At 59.9% G+C, this 24,366-nt stretch carries 18 protein-coding genes; 11 read left to right on the top strand and 7 right to left on the bottom strand.

The window, feature by feature from the left end; genetic code table 11:
* Positions 1–114 precede the first annotated feature (114 nt).
* A complete protein-coding gene (locus HDF16_RS14505) occupies positions 115–558 on the top strand; it encodes an NINE protein (RefSeq protein ID WP_184217840.1) in 444 nt (147 codons plus the stop codon).
* A 128-nt stretch (positions 559–686) separates the two neighbouring features.
* On the opposite strand, the gene HDF16_RS14500 is transcribed toward HDF16_RS14505, so the two are convergent.
* Complete coding sequence (locus HDF16_RS14500) at positions 687–1,619, bottom strand: hypothetical protein (protein WP_184217838.1); 933 nt, start codon at positions 1,617–1,619, stop codon at positions 687–689.
* Positions 1,620–1,993: 374 nt separating this feature from the next.
* Positions 1,994–2,320, bottom strand: a complete 327-nt coding sequence (locus tag HDF16_RS14495) for an L-rhamnose mutarotase (protein ID WP_184217836.1) — start codon at positions 2,318–2,320, stop codon at positions 1,994–1,996.
* 120 nt (positions 2,321–2,440) lie between these two features.
* Here HDF16_RS14495 and murQ point away from each other — a divergent pair, with 120 nt between their 5' ends.
* The 3 genes from murQ to HDF16_RS14480 all read left to right on the top strand — a co-directional run bounded on the left by murQ (position 2,441) and on the right by HDF16_RS14480 (position 5,239).
* Positions 2,441–3,370 (top strand): N-acetylmuramic acid 6-phosphate etherase, encoded by a 930-nt coding sequence (gene murQ / locus HDF16_RS14490; RefSeq protein ID WP_184217834.1) that lies wholly within the window; start codon positions 2,441–2,443, stop codon positions 3,368–3,370.
* A gap of 343 nt (positions 3,371–3,713) precedes the next feature.
* Positions 3,714–4,217 carry a DUF3592 domain-containing protein gene (locus HDF16_RS14485; RefSeq protein WP_184217832.1) on the top strand — a complete coding sequence of 168 codons (504 nt, stop codon included), beginning with the start codon at positions 3,714–3,716 and terminating at the stop codon, positions 4,215–4,217.
* Between the two features lie 74 nt (positions 4,218–4,291).
* Positions 4,292–5,239, top strand: a complete 948-nt coding sequence (locus HDF16_RS14480; RefSeq protein ID WP_184217831.1) for a cation diffusion facilitator family transporter — start codon at positions 4,292–4,294, stop codon at positions 5,237–5,239.
* An 80-nt stretch (positions 5,240–5,319) separates the two neighbouring features.
* Here the strand turns inward: HDF16_RS14480 and HDF16_RS14475 are convergent, their stop codons facing one another.
* The gene (locus HDF16_RS14475; RefSeq protein WP_184217829.1) at positions 5,320–5,745 is read right to left on the bottom strand and encodes an OsmC family protein; all 426 of its coding nucleotides are present in this window, start codon (positions 5,743–5,745) and stop codon (positions 5,320–5,322) included.
* A 225-nt stretch (positions 5,746–5,970) separates the two neighbouring features.
* Here HDF16_RS14475 and HDF16_RS14470 point away from each other — a divergent pair, with 225 nt between their 5' ends.
* From HDF16_RS14470 to lepA, 5 genes are all read left to right on the top strand, one after another.
* Complete coding sequence (locus HDF16_RS14470; protein WP_184217827.1) at positions 5,971–7,071, top strand: GntR family transcriptional regulator; 1,101 nt, start codon at positions 5,971–5,973, stop codon at positions 7,069–7,071.
* A complete protein-coding gene (locus HDF16_RS14465) occupies positions 6,995–7,639 on the top strand; it encodes a hypothetical protein (RefSeq protein WP_184217825.1) in 645 nt (214 codons plus the stop codon). The genes HDF16_RS14470 and HDF16_RS14465 overlap by 77 nt, the downstream gene beginning before the upstream one ends.
* A 163-nt stretch (positions 7,640–7,802) precedes the next feature.
* Positions 7,803–8,366, top strand: coding sequence for a biliverdin-producing heme oxygenase (locus HDF16_RS14460; RefSeq protein ID WP_184217823.1), 564 nt, complete (start codon positions 7,803–7,805; stop codon positions 8,364–8,366).
* Entirely contained in the window at positions 8,356–10,986 is a 2,631-nt protein-coding gene (locus HDF16_RS14455; protein WP_184217821.1) for an ATP-binding protein, read from the top strand. Before HDF16_RS14460 ends, HDF16_RS14455 begins: the two co-directional genes overlap by 11 nt.
* A 121-nt stretch (positions 10,987–11,107) precedes the next feature.
* Positions 11,108–12,910 (top strand): translation elongation factor 4, encoded by a 1,803-nt coding sequence (gene lepA / locus HDF16_RS14450; protein ID WP_184217819.1) that lies wholly within the window; start codon positions 11,108–11,110, stop codon positions 12,908–12,910.
* A gap of 518 nt (positions 12,911–13,428) precedes the next feature.
* Here lepA and HDF16_RS14445 read toward each other — a convergent pair.
* Complete coding sequence (locus HDF16_RS14445) at positions 13,429–14,109, bottom strand: OmpH family outer membrane protein (protein ID WP_184217817.1); 681 nt, start codon at positions 14,107–14,109, stop codon at positions 13,429–13,431.
* Between the two features lie 1,390 nt (positions 14,110–15,499).
* Between HDF16_RS14445 and HDF16_RS14440 the strand changes: the two genes are divergently transcribed.
* On the top strand, positions 15,500–16,672 hold the full coding sequence (locus HDF16_RS14440) for a response regulator (RefSeq protein ID WP_184217815.1): 1,173 nt from the start codon (positions 15,500–15,502) through the stop codon (positions 16,670–16,672).
* Between the two features lie 385 nt (positions 16,673–17,057).
* Here HDF16_RS14440 and HDF16_RS14435 read toward each other — a convergent pair whose 3' ends face one another.
* A complete protein-coding gene (locus HDF16_RS14435; protein WP_184217813.1) occupies positions 17,058–18,356 on the bottom strand; it encodes a class I SAM-dependent rRNA methyltransferase in 1,299 nt (432 codons plus the stop codon).
* A gap of 205 nt (positions 18,357–18,561) precedes the next feature.
* On the opposite strand from HDF16_RS14435, the gene HDF16_RS14430 reads away from it, so the two are divergent.
* On the top strand, positions 18,562–19,752 hold the full coding sequence (locus HDF16_RS14430; protein WP_184217811.1) for an NAD(P)/FAD-dependent oxidoreductase: 1,191 nt from the start codon (positions 18,562–18,564) through the stop codon (positions 19,750–19,752).
* 31 nt (positions 19,753–19,783) lie between these two features.
* On the opposite strand, the gene HDF16_RS14425 is transcribed toward HDF16_RS14430, so the two are convergent.
* Both HDF16_RS14425 and HDF16_RS14420 read right to left on the bottom strand, forming a co-directional pair.
* Positions 19,784–21,748 (bottom strand): GGDEF domain-containing protein, encoded by a 1,965-nt coding sequence (locus tag HDF16_RS14425; RefSeq protein WP_184217809.1) that lies wholly within the window; start codon positions 21,746–21,748, stop codon positions 19,784–19,786.
* 222 nt (positions 21,749–21,970) lie between these two features.
* Positions 21,971–24,343 carry a GH92 family glycosyl hydrolase gene (locus tag HDF16_RS14420; protein WP_184217807.1) on the bottom strand — a complete coding sequence of 791 codons (2,373 nt, stop codon included), beginning with the start codon at positions 24,341–24,343 and terminating at the stop codon, positions 21,971–21,973.
* Positions 24,344–24,366 lie beyond the last annotated feature (23 nt).

Raw genomic sequence — 24,366 nt, 5'->3', positions numbered from 1 at the left:
TCTATCCACTCACCCAGGTAATTCGCAAGGGCCGCGACATCCCAGCCCGTCGTTTCTTCTGAACGAATCAAGCCCGTCTGCCGTATTCTTCTTGGAAACCTAACGGAGACATCCATGATCGTCAACCCCATGTACAACGCCAGCCTGACCGAGCAGCAACGCACCTGGTTCTTCGCCGAGTACCAGGCAGCCGCGAAGGACGAAGTAGTCGGCGTCCTACTCGCGCTCTTCCTCGGCAGCTTTGGCATCCACAAGTTCTACATGGGCGAAACCGGCTGGGGCGTCCTCTACATCGTCTTCTCGTGGACCGGCATTCCGGCCTTCCTCGGCTTCATTGAGTGCTTCCTCATGCCCGGCCGCGTCCGCGCCTACAACGCCGTGCAAGCGCAGATCATCACCAACGGCATCCTCGCCACAAACATTCCCGCCTACGCCGCCAGTGCCCCGCCACCCCAGGCGAACCTCACGCCTGCGATGTGCCCATCCTGCGGCGGATCGGTAGCCTCCGGCGCAGCCTTCTGCGCCAAGTGCGGGTCAGGCATGGCCGCGACGGCTTAGCGAAGGAACGAACGGGTGCCCCACCCATGGCAAGCCTTTGGCCATGGGTGGGTGAAGCGCCGACCCTTAAACAGAAAGGCCCATGCCACTAATCCGGCACAGGCCTTTTCAATTCGTAACCAAACCAATTACATATTCGTATGTCCGCCGCGCATGTCTTCATTGAAGCTCGGCTTGATGAACGTAAGCGCCTGCTGCACTTCGAGATCGTACTCCGCCTTATGCCCCATCAGCGCATCAGTCGGCGTAGCAAACTCCATGTCCGCGCTCAGCAGAATCAGCCCATCGGCAGCAAGATCTTCGGCAGTCTTCTTCAACTCATCGACCGTCGTGTTCAGATACTGTGCATCCCGAGGATCGGTCAACCAAACCGGCTTCCGCTCACCCAGAACACCCGATAGCCAGTAAGCCTTCGCCGCCAGGTAGTTATGCCGCTGCTCAGAGCTCGTGTCGTTGAACGTGAACTTCTTCTGCCAGCGGCTGTAGTAACGCGTCGTCACCGGCACCGGCTGGCGGTTGCCGCTCTTCACCAGCTCAAGCTGCCCCTGGTCCATCGTCTTACGCACGGCGTTGTAGATAAACGCTTCGGCAAACGGCTGCTCAGGCGCGGGAACGATCTCCGCAAACGTAACCGTCATCGAAGCAGAGATCTTCGCATGCAGCACGCTGTCCGTACCGTCTTCAAGCTTGATCTCGCCATGCACCAGCAAGGTATCGGCACCCGATGTCGACGAGTGGAAAGGCCAGTTGAACTTGCCGAACGTAAGCGGCAGTCCATGCAGCGTCACATAAACGTCGGGGCGCGGATTGCGCAACCGCTTCGCCGTCTCCGCAAGATAAACCTGCAGGTCGCTGATCAGATCAGCGCGGCTCAGGTCGAGGTTCTCCGACAGCTCCAGCAGCTCGGTCTTGCTCGGATCAGAGGCAAGCGCGAGGATGAACTTCGTAGTGGCTGCGCCGGAGGAGGCAAGCGCGGATTCGGAAGACGCGATGGTAAGGCCGGCCACTGCGGCGGCGTCGGCAACCTGGCCTGAAAGTGCTGTCTGAAGCGTTGTGCTCATGCGGAGATCAATTCCCTTCGATGTCCCTCTATTCTACCGGGACGAAGGACGATTTTGGCGCAATTCGGCCGCGATTCTAAGAGCACCACACACGCATACCTTGTCATCCTTCGCCGCACAAACGCTTGTCATCCTTCGACGAAGTCGGAGGATCTGCTTCTGCCTTTGCTGTTGCCGGGTGCCCCATCCATGGCTCGCACTTGGCCATGGATGGGTCCGCCATGAAACCTGAACCCGGAGTAACAGCCGGAGTCGGGTGCCGGGTGCCCCACATCTGGCGGCTTCATCGCCAGATGTGGGAATGCCTCCACAAACCCCGCCCTCAACCGGAGTAGAAGCCAGCTTCAGCCCGGGCCGCATTCACCCTTCCACACCTACCCCTCAAAATGAAACATCTCCTCCATCGGCATCCACCACTCACCCTCCGGCGTTCCCGGGATCCGCTGCTGAAACGGCATCATGATCGCCCACCACCGCTGCGTATCTGGGTCAGCCGCCATCAGAGCCATATCGGCCCTGAAGTCCACACCGTGGTACTCAAAGCTCGCGAACAAAATCCCGTCGTGGTGGAAGATGGTGTAGTTGCGTATGTTGCAGCGGGCAATGGTGTCGAGCACCTCGGGCCATACCGCCGCGTGATAACGCTTGTACTCGTCGTAGGCTTCAGGCCGAAGGCCGACCTGCATTCCGTATCGTTTCAAAATGGGCCTCCTGATGTTTTGCGACCGTGACCATGCTACCGCGCGCATGCTACGTTGGCGTTGGAATGGCTAACCGCGCCGATGTACCGGTGTAACAGAGATTTAGCAGGAGTCAGGAAGATGATCGACGGAATCATGAAAGCTGAAGACAAGGAAGTACTCGCAACCGCCCCCACAGAGGCCCGCAACCCGAACTCATTGCAGATCGACAAGGTCTCCACCCTGGAGATGCTGTCCATCATCAACCGCGAAGACCAGACGGTCGCCGCAGCGGTCGAACGAGTCATCCCCCACATCGCCCAGGCCGTCGACGCCATCGCCGAACGCCTCTCCCAGGGTGGACGACTCTTCTACGTCGGCGCAGGCACCAGCGGCCGCCTCGGCGTCCTCGATGCCTCCGAGTGCCCACCAACCTTCTCCATCGATCCCGAGATCGTCCAGGGCCTCATCGCCGGTGGTGATGGCGCTCTCCGCCGCTCCAGCGAAGTCTCCGAAGACTCCCCCGAACTCGGCGCAGCCGACCTCCGCGCCCGCAACTTCGCCTCTGGCCACCCCGATGTCCTCGTAGGCATCGCCGCCAGCGGCCGCACACCTTACGTCCTCGGCGCAATGGCCTACGCCAAGAGCCTCGGAGCCCTGACCATCGCCGTCACCTGCGTCCCCGTCTCTGCCATGACGCGCTTCGCGGAGATCTCCATCGCCGTCCAGACCGGCGCGGAGGTCATCACCGGTTCCACCCGCATGAAAGCCGGCACCGCCACCAAGCTCGTCCTCAACATGCTCAGCACCGGCGTCATGGTCCGCACCGGAGCGGTCTACGGCAACCTGATGGTGAACCTCAAACCCACCAACTCCAAGCTGGTCGACCGCGCCCAGCGCATCATCATGACCGCAACCGGCTGCACCCACGACCGCGCCGTAGAACTTCTGCTCGAAGGCGGCACCGTAAAGACCGCCATCGTTATCGAAAAGCTCGAAGTTGACCGCACCACAGCCGAAGCCAGACTCTCAGCAGCCAATGGTCGCCTCTCCGCCGCTCTAGGCGAGTAGGTGTCAAAGCCAAGATCCACTCTTTGCCATCACTCTGTGCCCCATTCATCGCGGCATTATCGCGATGAGTGGGACCGCCACCGAGCCGGGTGCCCCACCCATGGCTCGCACTTGGCCATGGGTGGGATTGCTAACTCAAATCCGTCGTCCTGAGCGAAGTCTCTCGCAGCCTTATCGCGAGAGACGGAGTCGAAGGACCCGACACCGCTTACATCACCGAAACCGTTCGACCCTTTCAGCCACGAACCGGCGTGCCCACCGATCAGCCCTCAATCCCCCACCCCACCCCAAACAACTTCTTGCTCCATTTCGGAAGCGATCGACTATCCTGATCTTCAGAACCGTGCCCCACCTTCCCTCAGCGCTGCACATACGTCCCGACCAGATTGGCGCGGTCGCCTTTGGCGTGGTCGCCACCGTCGGCGTCGTCACCTACATCTTCTGGAACCGCCGCCCCAGCGCCGAAGAGGTCGAACGCCAGCGCCGCGAGTTCCTAGCCACCCGCGGCCGCATCACCGACGCCATGTTGATCGACACCGGCCTAGACCGCCGCGTCGAGACCGAACCCACCGGCCTCAACCTCGAAGACTCCACCCCGGATGTCCTTCGCTATCAGTACAAAGTCGGCGGCGTAGGCTACGAGAGTCTTCAGGACGTAGCCCGCCTCCCCGAGCACGTCCGCCATCTCCGCGTCGACCTCCCCATCCAGGTCCGCTACGACCCCAAAAACCCCGGCAACAGCATCGTCGTAGCCGAATCGTGGAGTGGCCTGCGAGTCGGCCTAGGCTCCGGGGTCAGCGCCACCAAAGGCAAAGGCCTCCAGGAACGCCTTCACCCCCGCGATTAGTTTCGGGAATCCTGCCCCATTCGTCACATGGCAGGAATAGGTCGAAATACCCCCCAGAGGTATAGAATCTCCCTATGCACATGGTCGCAAAGCCGTCGGGCGGAATGCAGCAAGTCCTCAAGCTCTCGCTCGCCGCGACCTTCTGCTACGTCGTCGCCACGTTCTACTTCGGCCTTCGCGCCCACTCACTCGCGCTCATCTCGGAAGCCGGTCACAACGTCTCCGACATGCTCGCTATCGTGCTCTCTTACGTGGCCGTCTACTTCCAGACCCGCCCCGCGACCGAAGAAAAGACCTTCGGCTACCAGCGCGCGGGAGTCCTCGCCGCCTTCGTCAACGCCCTCACCCTGATCGTCCTCGCCGGATGGATCGCCTTCGCCGCCCTACACCGCCTCGCCACGCCCGAACCCGTCCAGCCGAAGCTGATGATGTACGTAGCCGCCGCCGGCGTCATCATGAACGGCGTCATCGCCGGCCTGCTCTGGCGCTTCTCCGGCGACGTCAACATCCGCAGCGTCTTCCTCCACATGCTCGGCGACACCCTATCCACCGCCGCCGTCATCCTCGGTGGCCTCGCCATCCTGTTCACCGGTATGACCTGGATCGACCCGGTACTCTCGATGATCATCGCCGGCATGATCCTCTACAGCTCCTACGGCATCGTCCGCGAGACCCTGCACATCCTTCTCGAAGGCACCCCGAAGAACTTGCAACTGCACGAGATCCGCGCCTCCATGCAGTCGGTCGAAGGTGTCCTGAACGTCCACGACCTCCACGTCTGGAGCCTCGGCTCAAGCAGCCACGCGCTCGCCAGCCACGTCACTATCGCCGAGATGCCCTTATCGGACTGCAGCGCGATCCTCGAAGGCATCAACTGTGCCCTCCGCGATCGCTTCCACATCCACCACACCACCCTGCAGTTCGAGACCAGGGGCTGCGAGACCACCCACGGCTGCGCCGCCCCACCTGAACTTGAAGTCGCAGGCGGCCACGCCCACCATCACCACGGCCATTCGCATTAGCCCATCGCGAGCAACGCGAGCCCAATACAAGTCACGAAGTGACCGCCCCGCGCGCAGCGGGCCTCTAGCTCTTTGCCTTACTAAACCAACTGAGCATCCAGAGTAATCTCCGCCGCCTTCAGCAGCCTTGAGATCGGGCAACCTTCCTTAGCCTTCTTCGCCAGCTCACAAAACTTCTCCTTCTCAATTCCCGGAACCTTCGCCCGCGTCACCAGGTGAATCTTCGTCACCGTCGGCCCGTCATCGGTCTTCTCCATCGTCACCGTCGCCGTCGTCTCAAGCGAATCCGGCGGCAACTCCACCGACGTCAACTGTCCGCTCAGCGCCATCGTGAAACACCCTGCATGAGCCGCCGCGATCAACTCCTCGGGATTTGTCCCCACCCCATTCTCAAACCGCGTCCCGAAGCTATACTGCGCCTCGTGCAGCGTGCCGCTCTGCGTGGAGAGAGTGCCGTTACCCTCTTTCAAATTGCCATGCCAGACTGCCGATGCGGTGCGATCCATGTTTTTCTCCTGCTGCGTTCAGATGCCGATTTCTCTACCCGCGCGTCGGAGTAGACTGTCCGTGAGTCTACCCGGTAGACGTTACCGCCGTGGGATAAGCTGCCGTCGATAGCCAGAATCCCGGCCCCTTTGCCCAACAACCGAGTCACAATGCAACTTTCCCGGCAGTGCCAACCCCCGGAAGGATCAGGCAGGATGAGAACGAACTCTTCATCAGGCGGGCGCATGAGATTCTGGTTCGTCCATTCGGGAGACGTCTCCCTTCATAATCAAATCGTCACCCAGGTCTCGCTCGGCATCCTCTCCGGCGACCTCGCAGCCGGCGAGCGCCTGCCCAGCATCCGCTCCCTCGCGCAACGCTTCAACATCCACCCCAACACCGTCAGCGCCGGCTACCGCCAGCTCGAGCGCGAAAGCTGGGTCGAATTCCGCCGAGGCAGCGGCGTCTTCGTCCGCGACACCGCCCCCAGGAACATCGCCGGCATCCGCCCCACCCTTCACCTCGACAAGCTCATCGCCAACCTCATCCAGGCCGCCAGTGCCGCCGACATGACCCGCGACGAACTCCGCGCCCGCATCCTCGGCCACCTCGACGCCGCCCCACCCGCCCGCCTTCTCCTCATCGAGTCCGACGTCGAACTCCGCCGCATCGTCCTGCAGGAGCTCCACGAGTCCATCAAGCTCCCCTCCGGCTTCACCATCGGCTTCACCGACCTCCCCCGCCCCGGCGACACAAAAGCGATCGTCGCGATGACCGCCCAACTCCCGGGCTCCCTCGTCCTCGTCCTCCCCAGCAAAGCGGAAGCCCTCCGCTCCGTCCTCCCACCCGAAGTAGCGATGCTGATCTTGCAAGTTCGCTCCATCCCACAGCTCCTCGCACCCTGGCTCCCCGCACCCCACAACGCCCTCGTCGGAGTAGCCTCCCGCTGGCCGCCCTTCCTGTCCTTCGCGAAGATCATGCTCGTAGCCGCAGGCTTCGAAGCCGACGCCCTCCTCCTCCGCGATGCCTCGCTCTACGGCTGGACCTCCGGCCTCAACCAGGCCCGCACCGTCATCTGCGACTCCCACACCGCAACGGTCCTTCCCGCATCCATCCCGCGCATCCGCTTCAACCTGTTGGCCGAACAGTCCGTCACTGAACTCCAGCAGATGGTCCGCGCCAGTCTTGATGGAAAGCTCGACTGTGACACTCCAGAAACCGTCACAACCAAGGACTCAGGCCAGCGTGCCGCAGTTCAGACTCAGCAGCATGAGACGAACTCCGGTCATCAAAACTCCTGGCTGCGCCCTTCTGCTGCTAACTCTGGCCTGGCTTACCGCAACTAGCTGCCGAGCCCAGTTCTACCCGCCGATCTTCTATCCGCCCTTCGGCTACCCGCGTCCTCACCAGCCTCCACCCGACCCAAGAGACGCGCCCGTAGAGATCGGCACCTACGGCATGCTCGGCGGAGCCATCGAAGACACGCCCCCTCCCCACTCCGGATATACCGTCGGCGCAATTGGCCTCTACGCCCAGTGGAACCGCTACGGCCTCTGCCCCCGCGTCGACCTTCGCATCCAGGGCAATGGAAACCAACTCCACGGATATCTCGTCGGCCCCCGCGTAGCCTACCAGCCCAGAAGAGAAAGTATGCGGCCGCTCCGCCTCTACGTGGAAGCGCTCTTCGGAAAGAACGAGGTAAGCTACTCTCCCGACACCAGCGGCATATATACGCCCAGCGCCGTACCCAAGGAATATGTTGGCGTCACCCGGTCCATCGTCATCGGCCTCGACCTCCACCTCGCCGCCCCCATCGACTGGCGCGTGGTCGAGTTCTCCAAAGGAGACTTCACCGGCTTGCACGGCTCCTACCCACAAACACTCCAGACAGGAATCCTCTTCCACTTCCCGTAGGCCAGCCGTGGTTCGATTTTGGAATGCAGTTACGGAGAGTACAACTTTGCAGAAGCGACCATGTTGAACAACGTTCGCACTGTCGGCAATAAGAGTATAAGTAGACCACCTGCACAAAGCCTATGTTCATGAACCTATGTCCGAGGAGCGACATAACTTGAACATGCAGACACTCAGGCAGCAAACGGAAGAAGAGCATCGCGGCGCAGAAGCCGCTCTGCCGCTGATGCAGTCGGATCTCGATCAGGCAGCGTACGTCGACTGCCTGCGAAGATGGTACGGTGTGATCGCCGCCTGGGAAGAACAGGCCTGTCTATCCGCTCCAGTATGGTTGCAGCCGCTTCTTATCGCTAGGAGCAGGAGACCTCTGCTTGCCCTCGACCTGGCGTGGTTTGGTGTCCAGGCACCGCAAGTTAGAGTGACGCTCCCGCCCCTCCGGGACCTGCCGAGTCTCCTCGGTGCCATGTATGTGCTCGAAGGCTCCACGCTGGGCGGCCAGATCATTGCACGCCATGTCGAGACTGCACTGCCTCTCACTCCGGGTCACGGCGACTCCTTCTTCCGTGGTCATGGTTCACAGACCGGCCCACTCTGGAAGGAGTTCTGCGAGATGCTCACGACCCATGTTCCTGACGATCAGCAAGACAACGTAATCGCCTCGGCCAAGCGCATGTTCACGACCGTTAGCTTCTGGATGCAGGAGAAATCGGTCGTAGATGGAAGCTAAGCACCTCGAAGCCTCTCCCGCACTTAGCGCCGTCGCACCTCTGCGAACTCAACTTCAACGCTGCGAAGACGAGCCCATCCGTATTCCAGGAAGCATCCAGCAACACGGATTCCTTCTCTTGCTGAATGCCTTCGAGAGTCACATCGTCGGGGCCAGCGAGAACGTCGAAGAGTTCCTCAAAGTGCCTCTGCAACTGGTGCTTGGCGCGGAGATTGACTCTATCTTCGAGCGTGAAGTTCTGGGTGCGCTTCGCGCTTTGGCGTATCTGGGCGAGCGCCCTGCCCTGGTCACGTATCTTGGAGCATTTCAGATGCGTGGAAGACTCTACTCCGTCGTCACCCACCAGGTTGAAAGCCAGCGGATCGTTGAATTTGAACTGCTCGATCGACTTGTCAGCCCCGACATGACCAATCAGGTCTTTACCAACTTTGTCGGCATGTTGAGCCAGCTTCCTTCCGAGCAGGAACTGTGTGTGGCACTGACGCGCAAGGTCCGGGATCTGACCCAATTCGAACGGGTCATGCTTTATCGGTTCGATGAGTTCGGTCACGGCACGGTATTAGCTGAAGAAAACGATGGATCTCTTCCGAGCTACCTGGGACTTCGGTTCCCAGCTTCGGACATTCCCCAACAGGCGCGGGATCTTTACATTCTCAATACGGTTCGAATCATTCCGGACGCGACCTACATCCCCTCACCGCTCTGCGCAACCCACAAGCTATCTGTCCCCGCATCGAGATTTCCGGAAGATAAGATCGCCAAAATCGATCTCTCCAACTCCATGCTGCGAAGCGTGTCGCCGGTCCACGTCGAGTACATGCGCAACATGGGCACGCTCTCCTCCATGTCGATCTCGATCGTCTGCGAAGGCAAACTCTGGGGGCTCATCAGCGGCCATCATTCAACTCCACATACCGTGCCCTATCTTGTCCGCAGCGCATGCGATCTCCTTACCAAGCTCGTCTGCACCCAGCTGATGAGCCTGCGCTCCGATGCCAGCCTCAAAAAGATGGTCCATTTCCACGGTGTGCAGCGCCGGGTGCTAGCGCACATGGCGGCGGAGAACAACTACCTCAACGCGATGGCTGACCAGATGAATGAACTCGTCCAGATAGCCGACGCTGGCGGAGTCGCTCTGGTAGCCGGTGGCCATTGCCGGATGTTTGGCAACACTCCGGACGAGAAAGAGATCCACAGGCTCGCGGAGTGGATGGATGAAACCCGCGACATGGAAGTGTTCGAGAGCCGTTCCCTTTCAAGGCGAATCGGCTGGGCAACAGAGTTCAGCGGAGTTGCGAGTGGCCTGCTCGCCATTCGGATCTCCAACGTATCCCAGAGCTATCTCATGTGGTTCCGGCCGGAAGCCCTGCGGACAGTAGAGTGGGCTGGAGAGCCTGCCTCAGCGGAAGACAAGGCGCGGTCACTTCATCCCAGAACGTCGTTCGCGACCTGGAAAGAGGAGGTCAGCGGGACCAGTTCTCCATGGACGAAGATGGAGGTCGAATCAGCGAAAGACTTTCGCGGCGCCGTGATGACCATCAGCCTCAAGAGAGCGGAAGAAGCGATCGAACTGGGCGAAGCTCGATTCCTCCAGCTTACGCACGCTCTCCCTCATCCCGTATGGACCGCCGATGATGACGGCAGACTGACCTACGTCAATCAGCGCTGGCTCGACCAGGGCCTGCGGAGTCACGGTCGGTGGTACGAGCAGGAAGCTATCCCGGCAGAGGATCAACTGCGGTGCGACCAGTCATGGAGAGATGCGGTCGCGGAAGGACTCGCATTCGAGCTCGAAGTCCGGCTTTTTTCAGAGACCCATAAGGCAGGACGTTGGAATCTCGTTCGGGCTATCCCTTTTCAGGCCAACGGAGCTCGCGCTGGATGGGTGGGGACCTGCACTGACCTCACCGACCGCCGTCAGCGCGAAGCAGCTCTTCGTATGACAGAAAAACTCGCTCTCACGGGACGGATGACGAGTGTGATCGCCCACGAGATTAACAATCCACTCGAAGCTCTCACAAATCTCCTCTATCTGCTCTCCGGCCATGTCGCAGGCGATGACGAAGCCCGGAATTACATTGGTCTGGCGGAAGGCGAACTTCAACGCATCTCTGGCATCACCAAGCAGACCCTCCGGTGGGCTCGCGAAGACCTGCTGCATCCCGAACATGGCTCTGCACGCGATCTTATCCAGGATGTTCTTCGCCTCTACGCGGGACAGATCAGGAACAAGGAAGTTAAAGTGATTCTCGAGAGCGGGCCGGATATCCCCGTATACGGAACGCTGGGGCAGATCAGTCAGGTACTTGCAAATCTGCTCTCCAATGCAGTGCAAGCTGTTCCGGTCGGCGGACGCATCTCGCTCGCTTGTACTGCGAACTCAGACACAACAGAATTTACGGTGCGCGATAACGGTCACGGCATGAGCGAGGAGACGCTCCGCAATCTTTTTCAGCCTTTTTACAGCACCAAAGGAGATCTTGGTAACGGCTTAGGCCTCTACATCTCTCATGAAATAGTCCAGCGCCACGGTGGGAGCATCACCGTTCAAAGCGCCATCGGCGAAGGAACCTCTTTCCGAGTCTGTCTGCCCGGAAATCCGGTCTTGACCCTCAATTAGGTGCCGTACATGCAGCATTACGGGAAGAAAGCAGTAGACGGACACCTGCTTCGGACTGGCCCGAACAGGAACCCCACTCAACCACGGGTGTTAACATAGTCCCTGAGGCTGTCCCCCTTTCATGGATCCATCGCACATACGCAACTTCGCGATCATCGCGCATATCGACCACGGCAAATCCACGCTCTCCGACCGCCTCCTCGAGCTCACCGGCTCGCTGACCTCGCGCGAGATGCAGGCCCAGGTCCTCGACGCCATGGACCTCGAACGCGAGCGCGGCATCACCATCAAGGCCCACACCGTCCGCATGGTCTATAAGGCCAAGGACGGCGACACCTACCAGCTCAACCTCATCGACACCCCCGGCCACGTCGACTTTTCCTACGAAGTCTCGCGCTCGCTCGCCTCCTGCGAAGGCGCGCTTCTTGTCGTCGACGCGACCCAAGGCGTCGAGGCGCAAACCCTCGCCAACGCCTATCTCGCCGTCTCGAACGGCCTGGAAATCCTTCCCATCATCAACAAGATCGACCTTCCCAGCGCCGACATCGAGCGCACCAAGGAGATGATCGAAAAAACGGTCGGACTTCCCGCCACCGATGCCATCGCCGTCTCCGCCAAGACCGGCCTCAACGTAGAGGCCATCCTCGAAGCCGTCGTCAACCTGCTCCCCCCGCCGCAGGGCAACCCCGAAGCCCCTCTTCAGGCCCTCATCTTCGACTCCTGGTTCGATCCCTACAGAGGCGTCATCGTCCTCGCCCGCATCATCAACGGCAAGATGCGCAAGGGCATGAAGATCAAGCTGCTCTCGAATGGCAAGACCTTCGACGTCGAGAGCATGGGCGTCATGACCCCCAAGCCCGTCGAGATCCAGGAGTTGACCGCTGGCGAAGTAGGCTTCTTCGTGGCTACGATTAAAAATGTGGCCGACACCAAGGTGGGCGACACCATCACCTCGGTCGAAAACCCCTGCGACGAGATGCTTCCCGGCTTCGAAGACATCAAATCGATGGTCTTCGCCGGCCTCTACACCGTTGACTCGCACGAGCACGCCATGCTCCGCGACGCTCTCGAGAAGCTCCGCCTCAACGACGCCAGCTTCTCCTTCGAGCCAGAGTCCTCCGTCGCCCTCGGCTTCGGCTTCCGCTGCGGCTTCCTCGGCCTTCTGCATCTTGAAATCATTCAGGAGCGCCTCGAGCGCGAGTTCTCGCTCGACCTCATCACCACCGCCCCCGGCGTCCGCTACAAGATCACCATGACCGACGGCACCGTGCTCGAAGTCGACAACCCCTCACGCTGGCCCGATCCCACCGAGATCGTGAGCATCGAAGAGCCGGTCATCATCGCGAAGATCCTGACCAACGAAGAGTACGTCGGCGGAATCCTCAAGCTCGTCGAAGACAAGCGCGGCAAGCAGAAGAACTTCGAATACGTCTCCGAAACCCGCGTCCTCATCACCTACGAACTTCCGCTCAACGAAATCGTCCTGGATTTCTACGACAAGCTGAAAAGTGTCTCCCGCGGCTACGCTTCGCTCGACTACGTCCTCGCCGGAACCTGGATCTCGCCCATGGTCAAGATGGACATCCTCATCGGCGGCGACCCCGTTGACGCGCTCGGCATCATCGTCCATCGCGACTTCGCCTACGATCGCGGCCGCGCCCTCGTCTCGAAGATGCGCGAACTCATCCCCCGCCAGATGTTCGAGGTCGCCATCCAGGCCGCCATCGGCGCCAAGGTCATCGCCCGCGAAACCGTAACCGCCATCCGCAAGAACGTCATCGCCAAATGCTACGGCGGCGACATCAGCCGCAAAAAGAAGCTCCTCGACAAGCAAAAAGAGGGCAAAAAGCGCATGAAACGGATTGGCAAGGTCGACATCCCGCAAGAGGCGTTCCTGGCCGTCTTGAAGGTCGGCGAAGAATAACCCAGCAACCCCAGAAACATTGCCCGGAGTAGATGGCCGGGGTGTCCTACCCATGGCTCGCACTTGGCCATGGGTGGGACGTAAACCTCATCCTCGCTTTGCTCTCTAGGCCGAATGCGCCCAGAACCTTCGCAGGAAACAATAGAGCGGCACGACGCAGCAAACCCCATCGCACGCGCAATTTCGCCGAAAGGTTGTCACAGCAAATTAACCCTGATCTGTGGAAACCGTTGACAGGGGACGAGTTAGCGATCTCCCGCCAAACTCTGGGGCAAATCTGTCTCGCATCGCCACATACTAAACAAAATAAAAGGGATGCAAGCCGCCACTTAAAATATAGACGGCAGCCATGTAGTCTTTAGCAGTCAGAGACGCTTTCCCTCGACGGGAAAATCCACATTAGTTTCCACAGCCCGAGATGCTAATCCGCCTTGGCGAAACCGCATTCCTGCTATCTCCGTCGGCCACGACGAGGGGAGCATAAGGCTTCCCTCGTCGTCGCTTCCGAAAGTGAAGAACTACTGCTTCTTAGGAGCAGCGGCCGGAGCCTTCGCGGCGCCAGCAGCGGGACGCGGACGCGTCGCCGAAGGTGCAGCCGGCGGCGGTGCAGCTACGCCCGAGGCGGTGTTGTAGGCATTGATGACAGCCTCGGTGACATCGGTCGTCGGAAGCGCCCACAGAACCGGGTTCTGCTGTCCGCTCACATCCAGCAGCAACGTGTAGCCGTTGTCCTGAACGTACTTGCGCATGGTGGCGTTCACCTTCTGCGCCATCTTGCCGTAAGCTTCCTGCAGGTCCGCGTTGTAAGCGGTCTGGGCATCTTCAGCATCGCGGTTCAGCTGCTTTTCTTTGGTGTCGATGTTCTTCAGACGCGACGCACGATCTTCATCGGTGGTCGTCGCGGGAAGAGCCTGGAGCTGCTTCTTCAGCGAGTCAACTTCCTGGGCCAGAGTGTCGATCTGCGACTTCTTCGGCTCATACTTCTTCTGAACGCCTTGGACTGCAACCTGGCCTTCATTGGTGGCGAACACCGACTGCTCGAAAGCGATCAAAGCGATCTTTGCCGGAATGGCCTGGGGAACGACCGGTGCCGGTGCGGTAGGAGCAGCAGCAGGAGCAGCAGCGGGGGTCTGAGCAGGAGCGGAGACAGCGAGTAGCCCAGCGCCGAGCGCGGAGACGATTGCGAGAGTGCGATTCATGCGGTTTGAGGCTCCTTATAGGTCAAAGCGGAATGGTGATGAAGATAAACTTGTGGGCGTTGATCCAAAGCCTCTGCGAGCGGGAACGCATCGCGGCTAGAAGGTATCCGGAAACATAGCCCGGTCAGCTGGGATCAGTTAGTTGGGATCATTCGCGGTGCCGGCTGGACAGGTCGTGGGTACTCGATTCGTCGATTATTTTCGCGGCGCATTCTGCCTGCTGCCGCGCATTCCGCTCCATCTCGAGAAACCTAGCTGCGTACCTCCGAATGACAGACCAGCCCTTTCAGGCCGATTCCATCTTCAGGTACGTAGCGACCGGGCGATTCATGGGAGCAAGCCAGGGCGAGAGCGGTACCGGAACACGTCGATTATAGGGTTGCCGCGTTACAGGGTCAAATCTTCGGAAGCCCAGGCATGCTACGAAAAAACGGATATAGTCTTCAGGGTTTCTCCATATTCCTGTCTTCCCAAACCAAATCAAAGTGAAGAAAGCCGATTTTGTCGCGCCTTTTCGTTTGGCTTCACAATTGCTCTCACTATATTCGACCGCGACATAGAGTTGCGATTGTTTCGCCCCGGACCAGGAAGAGCTCGCGCCCATGTAGTCGCGGTTTACCGGAAAGGGAGAGGCTACCAGAACATACGGGAGCCGTTTTCAGGAGGCCGTGACTGGCCATTGCACCAAAGTTGGACGCCTTGTCTTCTCCCAAGGTCGGAATATCAGGGCCCAGTACAAAAGGTCGGAATTCCAGACCGAACGCGTTGTTGATCGATACCCGCTCGCAGGGTGACCCGGCTGGAGTTTTCGGGGCCCTGAAGCAGATTCTGACGGGAATCCGTAATCCAAACGCCGAATCTCCCGCAGTATTCCCCACTCCCCCAAAATTCGATTTGCCAAGATCAGGCGGTCAGCGTATTATCAGGCTTGCGTTAAGAGATGGCGTGGGTGCCGATCCCTTCTGTGCCTTCCATGTATCAATTTAGGCAGGCTTAGCCGCCTTCATACATGGGGTTTCAAGCAGACAAAACGCGGTGTTCCTGCCTCGATTGAAGATCGATAATCGAAGGTTCGAACCAATCGAAATCAGCTCATCGAAATCGAGAAGACGGTACAAATTAGGGTTGCGGTCGCAGTATCGGCAGGCCGGGTTTGCGCGCACGCGCTCCACAGACTCCGTGGAGGCAAAACACGCTACCAGCAGGTAGAGATAAACGTTACGTTACGTTCAGAGCAAAACTTGAGAACTGTTTCTTCCGACGCCCGATCTCCGCATCATTCCGTCAGTTGGATCACACGCAGCGCCTTTTCCAGGGGCTTCGTGGTTCTTGCATCGTTCGTTTCACCATGGTTTCAAGATTCAGCACCTAGGCAACAGGAAGTGGAAGCATGACTTCAGATCAGAACGTATCCGACGTGCAGATGCACTCGGATCAGCCACCTCCGATCGCTCACCAGGGCGATTCGGGGCAGGATGCCGGGCAGAATGTACAGCACGGCATGGGACAGTCAAAGAGCAGCCGTCGCCGTCGCCGCAAGCGTAAAGGCAAGGGCCCCGAAGATGTGGCCCTTAACGGAGCGGCACAGGGTGGCGACAGCAGCGGCGACGCTGTCTCGGCACCTCAGTCCGCTGCTCCCCAGGGACAGCCGTCGCGGCAGCAGAACTCCCAGGCCTCCAGCCAGCAAAACGGTCAGCAGAACGTTCAGAGCGCCGGCACAAACGCGAACGGCACCAAGCGCTGGAAGAAGAAGTTCCGCGACCGTGATCGCCCACGCGAAGGCCGTTCCGAGAATCCCGGCAACCAGGCCAGCGGCAGCAGCAACGGCCACAGCGGTGGCCACTCCAATAACGGTGGCGGAGCGCGCAACAACGGCGAGACCCACCAGTTCGGCAACAACGCCTTCAAGGGGCGCAAGAGCGGTGGCGGCGGCAAGCAGCAGTCGCGCGGTCCTCGCAGCTTCGTCGGCCCCATGGACCACAGCTATCGCGTGGTTAACGGAAACTTCGCCGACACACCTCCATCGACCATCGAGTCCTCCTTTGGCAACCACCAGTCCCGCGGCAACGGCCATAGCCGCGGCGGCGGTGGCGGCTACAACGGCGACTCCCAGCCCATCGACTACTCGCAAGGCCGCACGATTCCGATCCCGGAAGACGCGCAGACCAAGATCTTCTTCTTCATCGACGACCTCTTCTTTGTCGCCAAGATCCAGGAGACCGCCCGCAAGCTCGGAGTCAAGATCGAGTTCGTCAAGAACGACAAGGAATCGCTCGCGAAGCTCACCGGAGTCGAAGAGGCAGATCGTCCCGCCCTCATCGTCTTCGACCTGAACAACGCCAGCGCCAAGCCGATGACGCTCATCCCGAAGCTGAAGACGAAGTTCAAGAAGAGTACCTCGATCGTCGGCTTCCTATCGCATCTCCAGGGCGATCTGAAGGCCAAGGCAGTAGAAGCCGGATGCGACTCGGTCATGCCGCGCGCCGCCTTCAGCCAAAACCTGCCCAACCTCCTTCGCCGCTACGGCATCGTCGAAGAAGAGGAAGCAAACTACAACATGTAACTTAGAAAGTTACATGTACAAATACAACGGCCCGGAGATCACTCTCCGGGCCGTTGTACATGCAAGTGATTTCGGTCTCGGCATGAAGCCCACAAGAATGCGGCCAGCCAAAAGATCACGGCATACAGCAGCACGGTGATAGCGATTGAGGCTGTCGCGGCCAGAAGGAACGATTTGACGGTATGGCCGGACGACTTTACGACACTCCGAATGAGCATCCCCGCGGGCCATGCCAATTTGTTACTTATTCCGATGAGTATTGGGACACCACTCAAGCCTGCCGCGACCATGATCGCATTGACGATGAGCGAACCCCAGAGTGCATGTCTGTAACGCCATCGAGCCATCACAACCTCAATCAGAGATGCTACGCATCACAAAGTACTCATCCCACCCGGCAAATCAGACACTTCAAATAGTCCGTCTCCGGCAGCGTCATCACCGAAGGATGATCCGGTGCCGCCCCGCGCGTCTCCATCACCTGCACCCGCCTCTTCGCATCACTCGCCGCCGACCCCACGGCCTCCACAAACTCCGCCAGCGGCACATGGTGCGAGCACGAACACGTCACCAGCGTCCCTCCCGGCCGCAGCATCTTCATCGCCCGCAGGTTCAGCTCCTTATATCCACGCATCGCTCCCTCAGCCGCGCGCTTCGTCTTCGCAAACGCCGGTGGGTCGAGCACGATCGTATCGAACCTCTCCCCCGCCGCCTCGAACTCCCGCAGCAGCTCAAAAGCGTCCGCCTCAATCCACTCGACCGTCGCCTTCAACTGCGGATTCAGCTGCAGATTCCGATCCGCCACCTGCAACGCCGACCGGCTCGCATCCACCCCCGTCACCTCGTCGCACACCTGCGCCATATGCAACGCAAACCCGCCCTGGTACGTACACACATCGAGCGCCCGCCCTCGCGCATATTTTGCCGCAGCAGCATAGTTCAGCCGCTGATCCAGAAACGCCCCAGTCTTCTGCCCCGCCTCAGCATTAAAGTGAAACTTCATCCCATTGATCGTGAACACGGTCTCCAACACGGGAGCCTCCGCATTCTTCGCAAACAAAGCCCCAGCCGGAGGCAGCTCCAACTTCTCCAGCTCACGCACCCGCCCATCAGGCCGCTCCACAATCGTCTCTAACTCAAGCTCCTCCGCCAGCACATCCCGCAGCACCTCGCGAACGTCATCCTGCGCCGTCCCCTGCGTCAGCAACTGCAGCACCACCAGCCCGCTGTACTTATCCGCCACGATCCCCGGCAGCCCATCCGCCTCGCTGAAGATCAACCGGCAAGCATCATCCGCACTCGTATCTGCATTGAGATGGAAGGCCTCCGGCGCAACCTCCCGCCGCAACGCCACCGCCGCCGCAACGCGTTCGCGCACATCCTCCAGATACTCCGCCCGCGTCAGCGCCGTCTTCTCCGACACCACCCTCAGCGCGATCTGCGAAGCATCGCTATAGATCGCCGACCCCAGCGGAAACCCACGCCCATCCAGAACCGAGACAATCGCCCCGGTCTCGATCCCAGTCTCACCCGCAGCTGGATAAACCTCGTCCACATCCGACCGATACACCCAAAGATGCCCCGCCCGCAGCCTATCCGCAGCCCGCCGCGAAACCTTCGCCGCCGCGCCGGCCTCACGCGGCAATCCCACCCGCAGAGCCCGTTCCTTCAACTCACTCTTCATCCCTCTATCGTCGCACGCATGCCCCCCACTTCGTCATCCTGAGCGAAGGCGCGCAGCGCCGCAGTCGAAGGACCCCGACACCGCACACATTGCAACAACCGCCCGGACCTTTCACCCAACGGAGGGGCGCGGGTGCCCCACCCATGGCTCGCCTTTGGCCATGGGTGGGTCCGCCACAACCGTCGCCACCCCATAAACTAAATACTTGCCCACCTCCACCCACTTCGACGTCCTCATCCTCGGCGCAGGCGCCGCCGGCCTCATGTGCGCCTTTGAGGCGGGCCGCCGAGGCCGCACCGTAGCCGTGCTCGACCACGCCGAGCGCGCCGGCAAGAAGATCCTCATCTCCGGCGGAGGCCGCTGCAACTTCACCAACCTCAACACCCGCCCCGAAAACTTCCTCTCCGAAAACCCGCACTTCGCCAAGTCCGCGCTCTCCCGCTTCACCCCGGAAGACATGATCGCGCTGGTCGAAAAGCACAACATCCGCTACCACGAGAAGACCCTCGGCCAGCTCTTCTGCGACCGCTCCGCACAGGAGATCGTCGCCCTGCTCGAACGCGAGTGTAATGAAGCAGGCGTCCGCATCCTCACGGGCACCACCATCGAATCCGTAACAAAATCTGAAGCCCAGCACTTCGCCGTTGCCACCTCACGAGGCCTCTTCACCTCCGACTCCCTCGTCGTCGCCACCGGCGGACTCAGCATCCCCAAGATGGGCGCAACCGGCCTCGGCTACGAGATCGCCCGCCAATTCGGCCTCAACATCATCCCGACACGCCCCGGCCTCGTCCCATTTACTCTGTCCACAGACGATCTACAAAACTGGGCCGACCTCTCCGGCCTATCTGCCGAAGTTATCGCGGCAGACTCCACAAAGAAACCCCGCGCCACCTTCCGCGAGAAGATGCTCATCACCCATCGCGGCCTCAGCGGACCAGCCATCCTGCAGATCTCCTCTTACTGGAACCCCGGCGACCCCATCCAACTCGACCTCGCACCTAACCAACAGGTCTTTTCGCATTTACTAGCCCCCACCGCCCGCCGCGACACCACCGCCGCGACCAACGCCCTTCGCTCCATCCTCCCCGCACGCATGGCCGAGCGCTGGGTCGCCCTGAACTCCCCCGAGCGATGGACGAACTCCGCCCTCGAATCCCTCGAAGCCACCCTCCACGCCTGGCCCCTCCGCCCCGCCGGCACCGAAGGCTACGCCAAGGCCGAAGTCACCGCTGGCGGCGTCGACACCTGCGAACTCGACGCCAAAACCATGCAATCCCGCAAACTACCCGGCCTCTACTTCATCGGCGAAGTCGTCGACGTCACCGGCTGGCTAGGCGGCTACAACTTCCAATGGGCATGGGCCTCCGCAGTCAGCGCCGCCCAATCTGCCTGACCGCCTCACCATCCCATCCTCATGCGCGACGTTACGTGACTACGACAGCCTGCGCCGGTGCATCGGCGAGGCTCCGGCGGCCCATCTTCTGTTCGTACATAAGCTCATCGGCATGGGCAAGCAGGTCCTCAACGCCTGAACCGCTCATCGACGAATCGCAGAGCAGGATGCCAATGCTCAGCGAAAGCTCAAATGCACCGCCGAACTCGCGGTTGCTCTGGGCAACCAGCTGCCGCAGCCGATGTTCCAGCTCAACCGTCGACGAAACCGCAGCGTCGCACGTCATGACTGCGAACTCGTCGCCACCCATGCGCCCGATGATGTCCGACTTCCGGAAACAATTGCGCAGAATATTTGCCACTCTTTGCAGAGCAATATCGCCTTGTTTATGTCCAAGGCTGTCATTGATCTCCTTGAACTTGTCCAGGTCGATATAGAAGACGAGAAGTGACGTCTTCCTGCGCAAAACCAACTGCCACTGCTGCTCGGCTAATAACGTAAAGCCTCTCCGATTGTGGACGCCGGTGAGCGGATCGCTCAGTGACAGTTGACGCAACGTCGCCTCGCGCTGATAGAGAACCAGCACTAGAAACATCACTGCCAGCGCGACCGCCATGATCATGACAATCTCTTTGGCGTGCTCTGCGCTCCACCACGGAGCGCCACGCAAGACAGTTATGTCCGATACGGAACGGAGAAGCACACGGAAGCCGCGAGGATCGTGAGCGCTATCGACCCTTGTCCCGCATATGCCGGTAACTTCTATCAGACTTCCAATCTCCGGGATGCGGCGCTTCGCCACGGAGCTTGCCATCCTCGCGGTGAATACGGTCGTTCCATCCTGGAGAAACAGGACCTCATCGTCGCTTCCGTGAATCACCTGCCGCAGGAAGCCGCTTACGCGAACAAGCGAAGAGTCGTAAGGAGAGGAAGGGAATCCATCGCGATCAACAATAAAGTCGGATGCCCTGACCGATGGCGGATTCACCACCTGCCGGGCGGCGCTCATGGGGCGAAGGACTGCTGCCTCAAGGTACGGCGAGTAGTCGCCGTCGCGAGGATAACCTACGACCTCGACTCCCTCTCCCTCGGTCAATGCAGCTTCGTGGTTTGTCTGGACTAGGACGCCTTCGGAGCCGCTTTGCAGATAGACCTTGCCATCGCCCTGCAGATAAGTGACAGTGCCACGAATCCGAATCAGATTGGAGTCGCCCCCTCCGGGACGAAAGCTGCCAATCTTGCTGAGTTCGGTAAGCGGTCGGTCGAAGAGGTCCATTGGCCCAGGAGTCAGGACCTTGATCTCGTCGAGCGCGGGGACGAAGAATCGCAACGCGATGAACTGTCTCTTGTCGTTGAACACCGTGCCACAAACGCCCCGCAAAGAGATCGTCGACGCCGGTAGATGTTGCCAGCCATCTTTCGCAAAATCCCGGATGCGGACGTTGGCCAGCGTACTTCCGCCGATATCCAACTCCAGGGCGAGTACGTCACGACCCCAGACTTTCTTTACCTCAGCTCGGTGCACGACGCCTTGAATCTTGACCCATTGGCTGTCGAGCGCGCCTCCCGCAAGTTCTCCCAATCCAGCCAGTTTCGCCGTCGGCATCGTGCCCATGCCGAGCACCTTCACAGATCTCGCCTTCACCACCGGCGCGAACTTGCCCTGCTCCGACACCCCGACCAGTTCCACGAGCTGCCCCGCCTTAAGCTCTGGATTGCTGTCAGGGCGATCCACCGAGATTCCCGAGGTATTGTCCTGGAAGAAGAAGGATGATTTCCAGCCCGATACCGCTGTCACAACGCCTTGTAGTCGCACGGGACGCTCAGCCGCAGCCCGTTCCGGAGACAGATCACGTATCTGACGCACGGTGGTCAGGTCCGGGTAGGGTTGAGCAAAGGCTGCGGGAACTCCCGCCTGGACGAGAGCTATGCCAAGGAAGAGTCCCAGGGCGATCTTCCGAATGCGGGCGCCCAGCTCAAGAGAATACAAATGCATCTGCCTCATCGATTTCGTCCGAACAACGTCTATCGTGAGACTAGAAATATCCACACTCTTTAGTAATCACCTGACCTCGCCATGCGCATAACACTTTCGACTCTCGCGCTTCCGCAAGACGGCTGTTTTCGATCTACCCGCCAACAGAATTCTTGAACTTTCATCCACACTCTTGAACCATAAAAAGGCGAAGTGGATTGCCGAAAACACTTAGGCCAGCCATCACTGCTTCGAGATGGAAAACGGCAGCTCCAGGTGCTCTCGCGACCACTTCGCTTCTGCCTTCGGCCCCATCACGAAACGCAACTCGCCTCCAGCCATCAACTCCTCGTGACGAAGGTACATTCGGGTCAAAGGCTTGCCGTTGAGCGTGAGAGACGTGACGTAGGCATTCTGATCGCTCATGCCCGTAGCGACTACATGAAAGCTCTTCCCGTTTGGAAGATGCATCGTGGCTTCATCTACAAAAGGCCGCCCAATCACATACTCGTTTGAACCCGGTGCAACCGGATAAAAGCCCAATGAGGTAAAGATGAGCCAAGCGGACATCTGGCCAAGATCGTCATTTCCTACAAGGCCGTCAGGAGCAGGCCGGTACTGCGTCTGCACAATATTGCGCAGCCTCTCCTGCGTACGGAGCGGCTCACCGGCATAGTCGTACAAATACGCCAGATGATGGCTAGGTTCGTTCCCATGGATATACTGCCCGATCATGCCGCTGATGTCCTCGACTGCGGCATAGTCCTTCGTATCGATCTTCGCGTCGAACATGGCGTCGAGCTTCGACACCAGCTTCTGCTTGCCTCCAAGCAGATTGATCAGACCCTGCACGTCCTGCGGCTGATACCAGGAGTACTGCCACGCGTTCCCTTCGGTAAAGCCGCTCCCGGCCCCTGCCTTCGCTGGATCAAACGGCACCCGGTACTCTCCATTGGCAAGACGCGGCTCCACAAAGCCGTCCTTCACATTGAAGTTGTTCCGCCAGTTTGCGGCGCGATGCCCGAACTCAGCCGCTACCTCCTTGTTCTTCGTCGCAGACGCCATCCGCGAGATGGTCCAGTCATCGAAGGCATACTCCATCGTCTTCGAGGCGGCCTCGTCGTCATGATCCACAGGAACATAGCCAAGCTTCATATAGTCGCCGAGGCTTCCATACGGAGCATAGGTTGCGCTGGTCACCATCGCCTTCAGCGCGAGGTCCGCATCGAAGCCGCGAATGCCTTTCATATAGGCGTCCGCAATCTCCGGCACCGCGTGATAGCCGATCATGCACCATGTCTCGATCCCCTGCTCCTGCCAGATGGGCAAGATGCCAAAGGGACTGTAGTTTTGCGAAGCCAGCATCGAGTTCACAAGATCACTGGTGCGCTCCTGCGGCTCCAGCAGCGTCATCAGCGGCTGCTCCGCACGATAGGTATCCCATAGGCTCAGATTCGATACAAAGTGGAAGCCCTTGGCACGGTGGACCTGGTTATCCGGCCCGCGATAGCTGCCATCCACATCCATGCTGAGATTCGGCGACATCATCGCGTGATAGAGCGCCGTATAGAGATTCTTGCGAACGTCCTCGCCAGCGGAGATATCCAAAACGCCCAGCTTCAACGCCCACGTTGACTTCGCGGCGGCATGAACAGCGTCGAAGTCAAACCCTGGCACCTCGGCATCCATGTTGGCGACAGCGCCCTCTTCGCTCACCGAAGACAACGCGACCTTGACGATCAGCGGTGAACTCGTAGGCGTAAAGTCGAATACGGCAACCAACCCGCGCCCTTCCATCGCCTGCGTGTCCTCGGGCGTCGTCCCCGGAGTCTTGAAGCCCTTGTACTCCACCGCGAGCGGCTCGCGATCGTACAGACTGTGCCGCATCAAAGGCTGCGAGAAGCGCATGGCAAAGTAGAGCTGCCTGCCCGGTGCCCATCCCCGGGTCTCACGCATTCCAGTCACGGTTCCGTCTTCACGGATACGGAGCCGAGACCACAAAACCTTGCCGGCGTAGTTATAGATCGACGACCGCAAGTCCATCAGAAGATGCTCGGGCTTCCCCGACGGGAAGCTATAGCGATGAACTCCAACGCGCGCAGTCGCCGTAAGCTCGGCATGAACACCGTAGTCCTGCAGGTCGACGGAGTAGTAACCCGGCTCGGCGTGCTCCTGCTTGTGGCTGAAGCGCGAGCCATATCCGGAGAGTGGCTTCTCCACATCGCCCGGCTCAAGCCGCACCTCGCCGGAGATCGGCTGGACGAGAAAGTCGCCCAGATCAGAGTGCCCGCTGCCAGAGAAGTGAGTATGCGAGAAGCCCAGTATCGTCGAGTCCTCGTAGCGATACCCCGACGCCCATTTGTAGCTCTGTTTGAAGGCCCGAATCTGCGTGTCGGGCGAGAGCTGAACCATCCCAAAAGGAAGCGTCGCGCCCGGAAAGGTGTGGCCTTCAGGACCTGTGCCGATGAACGGATTCACCTCCGCAAGCCGGTCCTGCGGCACCGTGGCGGTCTGCGAACTGACGAACTGCGGACACCATGCCAGCTCAAGCAGGATAGCGGCCAGGCAAAGACGACGTGTGCAAACCAGAACGGTAGAGGACTGCAGGATCTTCATCCCTCTATTATGTCCGCTCACAG

The organism is Granulicella aggregans (assembly GCF_014203275.1).
GTDB lineage: Bacteria > Acidobacteriota > Terriglobia > Terriglobales > Acidobacteriaceae > Edaphobacter.
This window is presented reverse-complemented; position numbering and strand designations above follow the sequence as displayed.

Excerpts from the sequence above, each read along its gene's own strand:
- HDF16_RS14505 (WP_184217840.1), top strand. The coding sequence starts at position 115 with ATGATCGTCAACCCCATGTACAACGCCAGCCTGACCGAGCAGCAACGC.
- HDF16_RS14500 (WP_184217838.1), bottom strand. The coding sequence starts at position 1,619 with ATGAGCACAACGCTTCAGACAGCACTTTCAGGCCAGGTTGCCGACGCC.
- murQ (WP_184217834.1), top strand. The coding sequence starts at position 2,441 with ATGATCGACGGAATCATGAAAGCTGAAGACAAGGAAGTACTCGCAACC.
- HDF16_RS14480 (WP_184217831.1), top strand. The coding sequence starts at position 4,292 with ATGCACATGGTCGCAAAGCCGTCGGGCGGAATGCAGCAAGTCCTCAAG.
- HDF16_RS14475 (WP_184217829.1), bottom strand. The coding sequence starts at position 5,745 with ATGGATCGCACCGCATCGGCAGTCTGGCATGGCAATTTGAAAGAGGGT.
- HDF16_RS14470 (WP_184217827.1), top strand. The coding sequence starts at position 5,971 with ATGAGATTCTGGTTCGTCCATTCGGGAGACGTCTCCCTTCATAATCAA.
- HDF16_RS14465 (WP_184217825.1), top strand. The coding sequence starts at position 6,995 with ATGAGACGAACTCCGGTCATCAAAACTCCTGGCTGCGCCCTTCTGCTG.
- HDF16_RS14460 (WP_184217823.1), top strand. The coding sequence starts at position 7,803 with ATGCAGACACTCAGGCAGCAAACGGAAGAAGAGCATCGCGGCGCAGAA.
- HDF16_RS14455 (WP_184217821.1), top strand. The coding sequence starts at position 8,356 with ATGGAAGCTAAGCACCTCGAAGCCTCTCCCGCACTTAGCGCCGTCGCA.
- lepA (WP_184217819.1), top strand. The coding sequence starts at position 11,108 with ATGGATCCATCGCACATACGCAACTTCGCGATCATCGCGCATATCGAC.
- HDF16_RS14445 (WP_184217817.1), bottom strand. The coding sequence starts at position 14,109 with ATGAATCGCACTCTCGCAATCGTCTCCGCGCTCGGCGCTGGGCTACTC.
- HDF16_RS14440 (WP_184217815.1), top strand. The coding sequence starts at position 15,500 with ATGACTTCAGATCAGAACGTATCCGACGTGCAGATGCACTCGGATCAG.
- HDF16_RS14435 (WP_184217813.1), bottom strand. The coding sequence starts at position 18,356 with ATGAAGAGTGAGTTGAAGGAACGGGCTCTGCGGGTGGGATTGCCGCGT.
- HDF16_RS14425 (WP_184217809.1), bottom strand. The coding sequence starts at position 21,748 with ATGCATTTGTATTCTCTTGAGCTGGGCGCCCGCATTCGGAAGATCGCC.
- HDF16_RS14420 (WP_184217807.1), bottom strand. The coding sequence starts at position 24,343 with ATGAAGATCCTGCAGTCCTCTACCGTTCTGGTTTGCACACGTCGTCTT.